This window comes from Flavobacterium sp. RHBU_24, from assembly GCF_046613695.1.
Taxonomy (GTDB): domain Bacteria; phylum Bacteroidota; class Bacteroidia; order Flavobacteriales; family Flavobacteriaceae; genus Flavobacterium.
On the sequence record NZ_JBKJHD010000002.1, the window covers coordinates 38,713 to 52,282 of the forward strand.

The window sequence follows — 13,570 nt, forward strand, 5'->3', positions numbered from 1 at the left end:
ATGACTCTGTATATAAGGAATGTGCTACTAAGAATCTGCAATCAACCCAGATCTTTTGAATTTATCAGTAAAGGAATAGATGGACTCGACCCTGTAGAAACAATGAGATATTTGCATAAGATGGAGAGTGATGGTGATTTAGTATACCAAAATGGCATGTGGTGCATAAAGGAGGTTGAAGTTGATCAGACACTTGCATTATTTCCGAGAGAGACAAATCTTTTACTCCAAAAATATATGGGGTATTTTGAATTTTTACAAAATCCTCACCCCTTAGATTTTGAATGGCGAAACTCATCATTTAGCCTTAATAGATTAATAAGGAGAATTACTGAATTAGTTAGGCCATCTGAGAAAATATTGTTTTTGGGTATGCCAACTCTTTTCGCGACAGCCGTAAAAAAAGATATACCTTACCGGGTAAGACTTGTGGAAAGAAACAAGCCAATTATTTTGGGCTTAAATAGTATAAATACTGATTTAAAGAGATTTCAAATAATTGAGCACGATATATTTACGATTCCCCCAACTTTAGTATCTGGACACTTTTGCGTTGTAATGGATCCTCCATGGTATACTCCGCATTTTTTTAGTTTTATGTGGGTTGCGGCGAATGCCGTTGAACTTGGTGGAATAGTCGCTATAAGTTTACCGCCGATCAATACTAGACCAAACATCACAGAAGAGCGATTACAGTGGTTTTCTTATTGTAAAGATCTAGGACTTTGTATAGAATCACTCGACCCTCAACATTTGCAATATACAATGCCTTTTTTTGAATATAATGCGCTAAGGACTGCTGGGATTACCGACATTTTACCATTTTGGAGAAAGGGTGACTTAGCAATTTTCAGAAAAACAGAGCATGTAAAATCTATGAGGCCACAGGACAAGAGAGAAGAATCATTGTGGATTGAACGAGAGTATAAAGGAACAAGATTCCGTATTCTAAAAGAAGAAGCGAAGAGTGAAAATTTTTCCTTCACTACATTAGTAAAAGGTGATATTTTGCCTACTGTAAGTTCTAGAGATCCTATTAGAAAAGAAGCAAATTTATGGACCTCAGGAAATAGAATTTTTAAATGTACAGGAAATAACGAAATAATTACAACTATTGATCGATTAAAGAGCGGGGAGCCTCTTACAGACAATCAAGAACTCGTTTTCAAATTTATAGAAATGATTGTGGATTTAGAGCAAAATGAGTTTCAAGAATATTTGGACTGGATATATTATGAGATGGAAAGACAAGTTAATTAAAGATTTTGAAGAAATAGTTGATGGTTCACAAAAGAACGAGTTCAAAGTGTATTTGCATAAAATTCAATGCCAAGAAGTTAACTTACATCTGGCGATTTTCAATGAACCATTTTTAAACTTTGTTTTGACAGGGATTAAAACAATTGAATCTCGATTGTCAATTAACAATGTGGCTCCTTTCAGAAGAGTGTTACCAGGGGATATAGTGTTTGTAAAAAAGTCTTCTGCTGGGTTATGTGCTATTTTTGAGGTAGGAGCTGTACATTACTTTACGAATCTTAAGCAAAAAACTTATGAAATGGTTAACTCAGAATTTGGTAAAAAACTCTGTTGGAACTCTGATCCCGAATTCTTGAATCTTAAATCGCAATCAAAATTTCTTTCACTAATCACCATTGACAACCTTAAAATATTTGAAGAGTTTAAGATAAATAAATCTGACCGTACAGGTTGGGTGGTTATTAGAAGAGGATTACAAAATACGCTATTTGATGAAAAAAATAAATAATCTTATTGGACTCTCTGGCCGGATTTGTTCCGGTAAATCATTTCTGGCAAAGAAACTAGCCAAAGATTACGATATACAAATTGTATCGTTTGGTAGCTATTTATTTAGTTATAGCACTGCTAATGAATTACCAACAGATCGAAATTCTCTTCAAGATTTGGGAGAGCAGCTGGTCAAAAATGATCCTGAGAACTTTGTAGATAACGTTCTCGTTCACGCTGGCAATATAAACGACGTGATTATAATTGAAGGTATTCGACATCAAGTAATTTACAATATACTAAAAGATATAAGTTCTAAGGCAATTTTCATGTATGTCGATGAGAACGTAAATTTGAGGTATAAGCGATATATAGATCGCACAAAAGAAATAGACGATAAAGTTTCTTTCAATGAATTTTTGCAAATAGATAATCACATAGTTGAACAAGAAATAGAGTCACTTAGAAAGTTGTATGACATATTCATTACTTCAAACGATACTAATGATGAATTATTAGAGAAAGTAATGAGAAAATTTCAAAAGGATTAAATCTCGGCGAATCATGTGATTTTCTTTGATCAGAATCTCCTACTATGAGACGCGCATTAAAACAAACAGTTGTAAGCGTTCTCATGATTTGTTTTTAAGCTGAATCATATTTCTTAGAAATTATTTTAGTTGTTAATTACAACACTGAGTTTTGATTATAGCTTTTCATAGGATACGTTGTGTCCATTTTCTAAATAAAGTTTATTTAACTCATCACAATCCCTGAAAAACCAATCTCTCATCCAGTTTTGATAACCGAGACAAAGGCCTTTTTCGTTTTGACCTGATAATACAATCTTAGCAATGCTGTCAGCAGCCATTACTCCCGAATAGATGGCGCGTAAAACACCTTTTGAACCACCGGGGTCAAGAATTGCAGCAGCTTCGCCTGTCAGAAAATATCCTGCTCCTGCACATTCTCTTACAATACGCCAAGTAACATCAGCTCCCTTGAATTTATCCTCGTATTTAGCGAAAGGCTTATGATCAACTTCCAATTGAGTCCATTGGAACAGTTTTTCGGAAATTTTGGCATCCCATCGCCAACCGTTTTCATTAAAAGATAAAACAGGTACGTCTTCTCCATACACAGGTTCGCTAGTATAACCGTATCTGGCTAATAGTTTCTGAGAGCATTGATTTACTGTAAGACCCAATTGTTTTCGCAACCATTGAGAATTCCCGGTCGCGTCGATAATAAATTTTGATTTTATTATACCATTATCAGTGACGACGCCAGATACCTTGCCGTCAATGCATATTACATTTTGGCTTTTTGCTGGTTGACGAAGTACTGCTCCTAATTCAACCGCCTTTGACAAAAGGCAGTTATCAAGGTCACTTCGCTTCACCTGGAAGCCAAGCCAAGTACCTCTTTGGTCGCTTCCGTATGGAACAAAAAGAAATTTATTACCCGCTCTGATGTTTATACCTTCATGTCGAGTTTCTGTTAATTTCACAATATCGTCAAATACGCCCAAAGTTCGAAAAACGACCTCGATCCCAGGATGTAAAGTTTCACCTGGTCTATCGCGTGGGAAAGGGGTTTTTTCCAATACTACTACCGATAGCCCCTGACGAAGGCACCATATCGCAGCGGCAGATCCGGAAGGCCCCGCTCCAACAATTACAACATCAGTATCGATATGGTTTCCAGCCACTTTCTGACTTTCTTAAAACAGTTTGCGGATCGGCGTAAAGAACCTCAATTTTATCAAAGTGGACTAGCTTTGTCCTAAAATTATTGGGATTTTGAATAACACCTGTATGTTTGAACATCTCAAATCGGTAAGTATAATCCGAACTTAAAGAAATACCTGCCGACAATTCAGCACTCTGCCTTTCCGTGTCGGACAATTTGCTGCGTTTAAACGAAAACACGGTCCAGATCTTTTTCTGTGCTGTGGTAAGTGCATCTAATGCGCCGTAAACTCTAGCCATCACTAAAGTCGATGCGGTGTATTCTTCGAGAGTGATTCTAGTAATCTTTGAATAGTCGAATTTATTCTCTTTTGCCGGGCCGATGAAGTCGCCATATTCAATATTCAAAAATTCTGCGGTACCTTCTCCAATAATTTTCGGGGCAGGAATACCATTCCACGAATTACCTCCTTCCATTCCTAAAATATCATCCGGTAGTGGGGTGGCTGAAGCATAATTTCCGGGAGCGAAACTGCGTGTTATGTCAGGTGCGGCTGCAGGCCAGAAAGAACTTAACGCAGCACATAGCATAGCATCCTCCGGAAACGGACTACCAAGACCGTAATTATTAAAATAGGTGGTCCCGGAGCTAAAGTTCACACCATCATCATTCTTATCGATTTCTTCTGTTCTGTCGATACTAACATCCCAACCTGGAGCATAAATTCCTGAAGCACCATCAGGCAAAGTCGACATTCGTATAGTTTTTAAAGGCTCGATCTTGGTCAATTCACCTGCGCAGGAGTTAAAAGAGCCTATAACTGTGCTTATCGTGTCGTCACTCAAGTCAAAGATCTTCTTTGGCGAATTTTCATCGGTAATATCCAGTTTAGTGGTTGTAAGCGAAAGATTGGCAGGATACCTGGAATCAGCAAGAGATAAGGGCAATCCGGGATTCTCAGGCCATATATTATCGATGAGCTTTTGGGGCACAGCTTGCGTCCACCAATTAACGAGATCATATTGCTTAACCAACGGAAAAAAATCGACTGCGGAGACCATCGAATAACCAGGTTTGACTTCAGGCAAATAAAATGCCAACGCCGGGCATTCTACTTCAATACAGCCGTCACCCGTATAATCCACATAATGTACAGCCTTGTAATTACCCTGTTGAACTCGTTCTGCAACCTTGGGAGCATCGTTCAGATCAATAATTTTACTATCAATCAATTGATGCCTTGCATGAACATATTCTGGTGCGTACCGCGCACCAGTCGATTTCGGCTCAATGTTAACGGACGAGCGAAAAGGTTTTTTGCCCGCTGGCGTTATATAAGTAAGGATCTTGTTGTCATAAATCGCTTCCTCAACTAAACTTTGATGAACGACAGGCATTAACAAACCTTCACCTCCATTCTCGAATAATTCAAGTTCTGCGATCCCCTTTTTTATTACAAAAGGTTCATCACTAATGTGTGGTTCGTGCCAACCTGTATCATAGCCAAGTCCTGCCAAGGCAAGATGCGCCTTGCGGATCTTTTCATTTATATGCGTCGCGGAAAGTTTCACTTGGAGATCGACGTGCCTGATACACTCTTTACCCGAAAACAATTTATGCAAGGGAACCCAAAATTCTCTATTGTTGTCGCCCTTTTCCTTATCTGTCTTTTCCTTAATCCGCATCGGACCAAAATTACTAGCATCGCCAAGAACTTTTACCGCTATATAGGCGGAATAATAGGTCGGCAAAACACGGGTTTTATAAATATCATCGTCATCGAATGGCAGATATCCTCTGGCTTCATCTAAATAATGAGCTTGAGAATTGCCGACCCTGCTGATCCCGACCCTCGAAAAACATTTATCAGCATGTTTTTGATGAACTGTTGTAAGCGCCGGACGATATTCCGAAGCAAAAACAGTTACTGCCAATGGAAAATTTTTTGCCTTGACCCGTAATTCTTGCAACGAAGGAGGATCAATACCATAAACATAATTTTCAATGACACAAATTTCTTCAAACGTCGGAAAGGCAGATAACTTAACCTCTATGCCATTCTTATTTCGATAAGAAGTCACCTGAGGTGAAGCTACGGCGTGAAAGAGTGCACTTTGAGCTGGTCTGCAAGGTTCTATAGCTCGCTTTCCATCGCGCGAAAAATCTTCAAAACCAGGTTGTGACCAATCTATATTAGCCTCTCGCAACAGTTCCGACCTCATGTCATCACCTAACATTACGATTCCGTGACATGCCATAAGTTCTTCCCATCCTTTTTTTGCCAGTCGTTGAAATATTTCGTTCACTTGGTCTTCGAGCGAACGCATAGTTTTTTGTCTCTCAATCATCGTAGTAGAAATTAATAGCCTAAACCTTCGTTCAGTAGCCGGATAGCATCAAAGTGCAGCAGGTGACTTATTTCGATCTCAGCGGCCTCTCCGGAATCTAATTTTATAGGGAACGTTTTCGTGGCACCCTCATTTAACGGCCCAAGCGGATCTGAAGGGGTGGCAGAGTTGCTGGGTGCTCCCCAAAGCAAGTGAAATCTATTGTCGACAAATGCTGCCCTTTTGATCTGCTTTGGAGAAACATCGATCATCCGTTTTGAAGTTATCTCAAAAGGCAGCACGGATTCGTAATATTCTTTTTTCCATATAGATGGTGTGGTAGCTAATCTTGCTACCGAATGAAAATTAGGTGCACGGGAAATGAAATGGTCGATAAATACATCTTTTTCATTGCCATACATGAGATAACGAAGGTGCTCCGGATAATCCATATCGGGGTCAAATGTGCGGAAATGCAAAACTTTGGTTATTATTATCTTAGCATTATTCAGTTCCTGGATATTAACTGGTTTACCGCCAGGATACTTTCTTGCTCCTCGGTTAACGTCCGTGGTCAATTCCGTTAACTTGCCATCTCTAATATCTATCAATGCAAGATGATCAAAAAAGGTTTGAAATAAGCCTTGTCCGTATTCCAGCCTAACCTGATTGTATGCGTCTATATGTGTTTTCTCTGCAAATCTCCCTTGCAGAATAATTTGAAAATGATGACGTTCATCAGCAAAAATCGGTGTATGGGTCATAAATATCTGTTCTCCTGTACTTCCCCCGGTCACAAATCCATGAAAATGTTTTAGTTGCTCATGACCTGGTTCGGGATGGCCAGGATGATGACCAGCATGTCCGGGGTCATGTGGGTGTGGGATTGGAGGTGCGGGAATCGGAGCTCCAACATAAATTTTGCCTTCCATATCCGGATGTAAACCACATCCATAAGAAAAGCCATCTGGGCCGCTTTCTTTATAAAATAATATAGGGCTGGAAACTTCACCTGGATGTAAGAGCCCGATGTCGAAAAAGAATTCGCCTTCAACAGAATTGATCTGATGGATCAGATTGTCTAAATTTCGAAAAACGATGTACTCGTCTTTTTCAACTTTAAATGTTGGGATAGTTTGTTGGCTAATGTCAACAATTTTAATTTTTGACATGACGATAAGTTTAAAATGTGATAAATTGATAAAGCATATTGGAATTCCAATGGTGGTCCAACTTGCAATACCTGGTTTGTATACCAAATATAATCTTTATTTCATTATAAAATTTTTTTGGTAAAAATTTGTATATTAGTGCTTAAAAAATCGCACCTCGATATCTTACTTGATTCTAAATTAGGAGAAAATCTTTCATTTATGGAAACCGAGATTATTAAATAAGATATCCATGTAAGACACTAATGCTAATTCTTCATGATATAATAAAACGTTTTGCATTTATGGATTTACATTTTTATTACTTTTGCAATAGTAATCAACCGGATTACACCGTTCTTAAGTTAAGATGCTTCCAGCAGGAAGCTTTTAAATATACAGGGATATTTGTGGCAGAATAGTGGCAGTATTTTGAAAAACTTGCAAAAAACACGCTTAAAACGCCAGAATCGCAAAAAGTGAAAATCCCTCCGGCTCCACTGGATACCAAATTTGTCTCAAAAGGCAGAGCGGTACCAAAAAAATCAAAACTGGTGCAGAATAGTGGCAGTTTTGATTTTAAAAAGAAAGAAAACAGCGTTTACACGGGTTTTGAGCACATAGTTCGAACCCCTCATCGCCCACCACAATTCAGCTTTATATCATTATAAAGTACATTAAAACAATGAAAACCTGCACTTTAAGAAGTTACAGGTTTTTTTATTTTTATCCTCCTGCACCGAACCGATTAGTACACACTGCACATCGGATTAATATACAAGGTGAATCGATGAGAAAAAAAGGAAATAAACAGTAACTTTTACACCAAGAATGACCCGATTGTAAACACTTGATTTACACGGCTTACTTTTTACCCGTTGCAGGTTGCTCATTATGCCCGGTCTATCCAACTTGATTAACCCTTTTCGCCGATTTAGAATTGATCACCATTTCTATTGGTCTACAAATAATTAGCAGTGTCATTAAAATTGGTGGAGCGGGGTCAATGCAATTAATTTATCCACTCAGGTATCGCAGTTAAACGCATTGTGCCTATTTAAGATCTTCTGAATTATAAATGAATATAAGACTATCGAATCCTATTTATATTACATAATAACTTGCTTTAATCACTACTTACAACCATAAAACTATTTGAATTTAGATTGTGTGTTTGATTCTGGAAGATAACGGCTTAGTAGCTATCAAAGATTGTAAAACGTCTGTTGTTACTTAACAATACATTTAGATTGATATATTTTATTATCATTAGTAACGGCTCTTATTATGTAGGTACCAGAGGGAAGGTTTAGGTTATCAAGTTTTACTTCAATTCCATTTTCGGTGTTTACTTCTCTGCTAATAATCTTTCTTCCCGTAAGGTCCAGTACCTGTACACTAATTTTATCTGAAGGTGCTGGTAATAAAAGTGTAGTACTGTTGTAAAACGGATTTGGATAGTTATAAAATTTACCTGAAGTGGTAGTTGTTACATCTTTAACACCTAAACTATAGTTGCCTAGTTTCATGTTAGAAACATTAATGCTAAATGGCTCAAAAGTGCTGTAGTTACCAATAATTGAGAATACAAAACCTTTTATAAGCTGGCCATTAAAGCTCTCACCGTTAGCGTTTACAAAATCATTAAGCGATATACTTTTTGCATCGGGGCTTTGCTGTGCGGGCAGTTCAAATTTAAGGCGGTTGGCCCATTCGGTAAGGCCTTCCGTTATCATTACTACTTCTACAGGATGGCTGCTCACAAGGTCAAAGTTAAGTGCTTCATATCCAGAAACGTCAAGGGTAAGTTCACCAGGCAACAAGTTCCTGAAAAGGTTTACTGTGCCTTTTACTTCTCCTGTAAGTGCCGCATTTCTCTCTATAGGGTATACGCCGGTTACTGCCGCCTGAGGAGTATATGCTTCTATATTAAAATTATTTATGGTTGTCTCATCAGCATTATAATCTACACCCCACGGGCCATCTGCAAGGTAAAGGCCATCTACTCTTGGAGAATTATTTGCCACAACAGAGAACCCAATATCAAATATACCGTTTGTATCTACAGTTAAGTCCTGGTTGTAGTTACCATCAAGGCTTACCGTTTGTACGAGGTTTTCTGTTTCGCTAAGTTCTGTTTGTCTTTTATTTCCGTCAAAGTTTAATGTTGTAGATGAAGATTTATTAATCATTTGCAACAATAGTTCTCCGTTTTTGTACGATCCTTTCCTCACAAATACCGATGGTATCCTGTTTTCTATAACATCGCTGGTTACACTTGCTTGCTGGTTCAACCGGTCTAGTGTATAGTTTACAACGCTGCTCACCTGGCCCATTGTAGCACCCCACACCTGAAAGTTAACATAGTTTCCTACAGGATATTGTGCTATATTCCAGTAACTATGTAGTAAATTTGACGTTTCGGTTTGTTCTACACTAAAAGTAAGTGCATACTCTGTAATGCCATTAGCCCTTTTAAGTTTTACCATTATAATTTCGTGGCCTTGCAGGGTCACTGTGCGCACATCTTCAAGAGATGAACCATTAAGCCTGTCGCAAATCATTTTGCTGTGGTCATACACGCTTCCGGTGGTAACGGTTGCCAGTCCCGCAGCAATACGGGTTGTACCTTCATAATAATCTACCGAAAATACCTGCTCTGCATTTGTAATACCTATGAGGTCGGCCGGGCTCGACTCATAAGCCGTTTCGGTACCGTACATACCCGTTGTAGGGAAAAATGACTGAAGGTTAGTAGTATTGACGTTTCTTTGGGTATTTGAAAAAACCTGTGTAGGAATTGTTATACCTTGTTATAATGAAGAGTCGCGCCTGCTGAGTGATGAATTTAAAAGTTTTGTACATACTAATCTTGGCTATCATCTTTGTTTTGTTAACGATGGAAGTAAAGATAATACACTTGGCGTGTTACAGGAACTTAGTAAAGGAAATGAAGAGCACATAAGTATATACAATTGTGAAAAAAATGGAGGTAAAGCTGAGGCCGTTAGGCTTGGTATGTTACATTTGGCTAAACAGGCACAATTTGATTATATAGGATTTTTAGATGCTGATCTCTCCACAAATTTTGATGATTTTACAGACCTTGTTACAACCATATCACATTCAAATTATAAAGTAGTGAGTGGTTCGCGCATTGTACGCATGGGGGCTGATATTGCTAAAGATGGTGCACGAAAAATTATCAGCAAAGGTATTAATCTATATATTAGAAAAACATTGGGTATGGAATTTAGGGATACACAATGTGGCGCAAAAATTATGACCAAAGATGTGGTTATACAAACATTCCATAAAAAATTTATTACAAGGTGGTTGTTTGACGTAGAGATATTTATGAGGATGAAAAAAACATACGGTAATAAAGAAGCGCAGGCCATGCTTTGTGAAAAACCGTTAAACCGCTGGGTACATGTAGACGGATCTAAACTTTCATTTAAAGATTCATTTAAAATTTTAGGGCAAATAGGACAGATAGCTTTGCATTACCGGTAGTTTGTTTGTAACAATGCAGCAATTGCTATTAATTGCGCCGAAATAGCTTATATTTTGCGTAGTATTTTATGCGGCGATGGCTTAGTCAAATTCTTTCAGAATCCTGGCAATCTGTGTAGGTGTGAATTTAATGGTCTTCATAATTACAGTTTTAAAGTTTATAAAAAATTCTACCATTTATTTTAACGATGCAAGGGAACTTATATTTAGTAATCATAATTCTCAGGTAGAGACCTGATGAGCCTGCTATCAGAAATCGGTCAACAATATGATAGTATGTAAAGGTCATGTTTAAATTTGAATAAAGCGCAAAGGCGTATCTACCCGTTCTAAAGGATGGTAAATACCATGGTTTATTTCAAAATCTGATACCCTGAAGAATACAGAAATAAACTAAGGGCTATGACATTTGAATAATTTAAGAGATAACAATTTTAAAAGTGTTCGACACATCCCTGACACCTTCATTTAACGATAGTTTTCGATAAGTTTTTAAGGGTAATTACAAAAAATAGTAATATTAATCTAATTGAAACATCTCCCTGATAAAAATAAAATCACAATTGAAGTTGTATTAAATCATTATAAATCATTTATTTATAAATTTTAATTACTATTAAAAAAAGTCAAATATGCACAATGTGTTCGACTGTGACCCCTGGCAGCCCACCACTACAAGGCTTTATTTACGGATAAAGTTACTTAAATCACAGAAAACCTGTACTTTAAGAAGTTGCAGGTTTTTTTATTTTCACCCCCGCACCATCAAAATTTTCAAAAATCCACAAAGTTTTTTGTGGCAAATCTGTGGCAATTTTAAATTCAAAAAAAAATCCGCAAAAATAGATTTAAGTTTTTGATTATCAAGTGGTAAATATGCTTAACGACTTGATTTTTAAAGCGCTATAATTCGATATTTATCAATTTTTAAAACGTTGAATTTATGTTAGAGAGCAGTTTCGGAATAACCTTCTTCTTGAATGCTGCACTGAAAGAGACGGGATATAATTTAGTAAGAATTGCACACTTACAATTAAAGTGTTTGAATTTCTTTAATCAATGACTTTTAGGCATTAGCTTAAAAGAAAAGCTAAAAATAAAATATTTCTCATTTTTATTAACTTTTAGCGTGTATGATATTTATATTATAATATAAAATACAATAAACTAATAAGTATTTTAAAATAATAATATTAAAAAATCATTAAATCACACACATCAAAAATGGGCGGAGTCCATTTTGACTACTTTTACCAAGCCTTTCACCAATTTAAAATTGCAGTATGGACACTAATTTAATAAGTAGATTACGCGATGGAGAGGATTCGTGTTTCAGAGAAATCTATGAGAAGTATCACTTTAAAGTTTACGTTTTTGTAAACAGCTATGCAAAGCAGCCCGCAGACACAGAAGATATAGTACAAAATGTTTTTATACACCTTTGGAAGTTCCGGCACACAATCCATCCCGAAACACCGCTTGATGCGGTACTGTTTAAAAGCTCGAGGCAGGAAATTTTCAATTGGTATAAAGCTCAGGATGGCTTTCCGTTGCTACCTGACGGGGAGCTCAGGGAAGATCAAGATGTTATTGCAGAGCAATGGGACGAGGAAATCGCACTGAAGCTGGAACGTATTAATACACTTCTTGAACAGATTCCCGAAAGGCGGCGCAAGATTTTTACCCTCCACAAGTTCGAACAACACAGCTATAAAGAAATAGCTGATGAGATGAACATGACCCAAAGTGCAGTTGCCAAACAAATATCAAAAACATTACAGTTTTTAAAGGAAAATGTTGCGGAGCAACACTGCCTTATGTGGTTTGCAATCATTGTTAAATTTGTAGACAAATGATTTACAATATATTAAGTCTATAAAATAGAGCAAATCAGCTACCTGTTTTACATTAAATTAACATTTTTTAAAAAGGACAAAAATATGTAGTTCTTTTTAAAATCATTCGTCTGGCAATACTACCTGTAAATACTGGGTATATTTCTAAAGCACCCTTTATTCCATCCTTTATTCCCGTTAAGAAATCATTAATACTCGTTTTCGGCAGGGATTTTTTTCTTTCTGCGAAGCTATATGTATACGGAGGACACAAACAACTGTGAAGTAATGGCTCCCATCTATAAAACGATACGCTATGAATTTAAACGATGTTCAGGACGAGTGGAACGCAATACCTGAAAAAGGGATACTGCCTCAGGGTGCAAAAGACAGGATGTGGGAAAACATCCAGATGGCAACGCTCCAAAAGCGCCGTAGACGTAGCTACCGCTGGATTGTTGCAGCATCAGTTGCCATACTGTTACTCTTTGGGGGCTACTTATTTTTAATGCAGCCCGTTGCGGCGGCAAAGGCGATTGTAACCAATACCTATCCGCATGACATCCGTCTTTTGCGACTGCCTGACGGTAGCCGTATATGGGTAAACCAAAATACAGAGATTTCCTATCCCAGTGAATTTGCCGGCGACACGCGTGAAGTAACTTTATCAGGTGAAGCTTTCTTTGAGGTAGCTAAAGATCCTGATAAACCGTTCATTATAACATCGGGTGCAGTCAGGACAACTGTATTGGGGACATCATTTAACATTGATGCCTATGCCGGTAAAGCCATTGAGGTAAGCGTGCGTAGTGGCCTGGTAAAAGTACAGGCTTCGGGCAATACAGTTATGCTAAAAAAAGGTGATGCAGCAATAGTACCGATGGATAACCGGAAACTACAAAAAACGGTTGGCATTGCAACAGAGCCCGAATGGAAAAAAGCACTGATTGATATTGATGGGTTAACGCTGGAGGCAGTAATTAACAAGATACAAACAGAACATAACATGAAAGTGGTGTATACTAAAGAAGAACTGAGGCACCTAAAGATAAAAGGAACACTGGATACGCGCCAGGGTGTTACAGAGATGATGCAGACTGTTGCTTTTGCCCTTGGGTTGAATATAACCAGCACCGATGGAAACTCCTTTACAATAAGCAGGTAAATAATCAAATTAATATAATGTATGACTTTCGTCCTAAAGACGTGAGATGGGGGTTTATTACCTTTTGAATAAATAAAAAAAAATCATAATTATCAAATTTACAAATAATTACAAGAGCAAATAAAAATAACAGAT

9 protein-coding genes and 1 pseudogene are annotated in these 13,570 nt (G+C 37.5%); 6 read left to right on the plus strand and 4 right to left on the minus strand.

Features of this window, described 5'->3' with window-relative positions; all coding sequences use genetic code 11:
- From ACLI09_RS02660 to ACLI09_RS02670, 3 genes are read left to right on the plus strand one after another with little or no spacing between them, the layout of a single operon-like run.
- The gene (locus tag ACLI09_RS02660; protein WP_411418043.1) at positions 1-1,260 is read left to right on the plus strand and encodes a hypothetical protein; all 1,260 of its coding nucleotides are present in this window, start codon (positions 1-3) and stop codon (positions 1,258-1,260) included.
- The gene (locus tag ACLI09_RS02665; protein WP_411418044.1) at positions 1,235-1,768 is read left to right on the plus strand and encodes a hypothetical protein; all 534 of its coding nucleotides are present in this window, start codon (positions 1,235-1,237) and stop codon (positions 1,766-1,768) included. Before ACLI09_RS02660 ends, ACLI09_RS02665 begins: the two co-directional genes overlap by 26 nt.
- Positions 1,752-2,300, plus strand: coding sequence for an AAA family ATPase (locus tag ACLI09_RS02670; protein WP_411418045.1), 549 nt, complete (start codon positions 1,752-1,754; stop codon positions 2,298-2,300). The genes ACLI09_RS02665 and ACLI09_RS02670 overlap by 17 nt, the downstream gene beginning before the upstream one ends.
- Before the next feature lie 155 nt (positions 2,301-2,455).
- Here ACLI09_RS02670 and ACLI09_RS02675 read toward each other — a convergent pair whose 3' ends face one another.
- From ACLI09_RS02675 to ACLI09_RS02690, 4 genes are all read right to left on the minus strand, one after another.
- Positions 2,456-3,460, minus strand: a complete 1,005-nt coding sequence (locus ACLI09_RS02675) for an NAD(P)/FAD-dependent oxidoreductase (protein ID WP_411418046.1) — start codon at positions 3,458-3,460, stop codon at positions 2,456-2,458.
- A complete protein-coding gene (locus ACLI09_RS02680) occupies positions 3,435-5,768 on the minus strand; it encodes a hypothetical protein (RefSeq protein ID WP_411418047.1) in 2,334 nt (777 codons plus the stop codon). Before ACLI09_RS02680 ends, ACLI09_RS02675 begins: the two co-directional genes overlap by 26 nt.
- 32 nt (positions 5,769-5,800) lie before the next feature.
- Positions 5,801-6,940: a hypothetical protein gene (locus ACLI09_RS02685; protein ID WP_411418048.1), complete on the minus strand. Its 1,140-nt coding sequence runs from the start codon at positions 6,938-6,940 to the stop codon at positions 5,801-5,803.
- A gap of 1,208 nt (positions 6,941-8,148) precedes the next feature.
- Positions 8,149-9,642, minus strand: a complete 1,494-nt coding sequence (locus tag ACLI09_RS02690; protein WP_411418049.1) for a T9SS type A sorting domain-containing protein — start codon at positions 9,640-9,642, stop codon at positions 8,149-8,151.
- 58 nt (positions 9,643-9,700) lie between these two features.
- Between ACLI09_RS02690 and ACLI09_RS02695 the strand changes: the two are divergent.
- The 3 genes and pseudogenes from ACLI09_RS02695 to ACLI09_RS02705 all read left to right on the plus strand — a co-directional run.
- A pseudogene (locus ACLI09_RS02695) lies at positions 9,701-10,435 on the plus strand (dolichyl-phosphate beta-glucosyltransferase); the annotation flags it as partial.
- A gap of 1,283 nt (positions 10,436-11,718) precedes the next feature.
- Positions 11,719-12,291, plus strand: a complete 573-nt coding sequence (locus tag ACLI09_RS02700) for an RNA polymerase sigma factor (RefSeq protein ID WP_411418050.1) — start codon at positions 11,719-11,721, stop codon at positions 12,289-12,291.
- A 295-nt stretch (positions 12,292-12,586) separates the two neighbouring features.
- Positions 12,587-13,435: a FecR family protein gene (locus ACLI09_RS02705; RefSeq protein ID WP_411418051.1), complete on the plus strand. Its 849-nt coding sequence runs from the start codon at positions 12,587-12,589 to the stop codon at positions 13,433-13,435.
- Positions 13,436-13,570 lie beyond the last annotated feature (135 nt).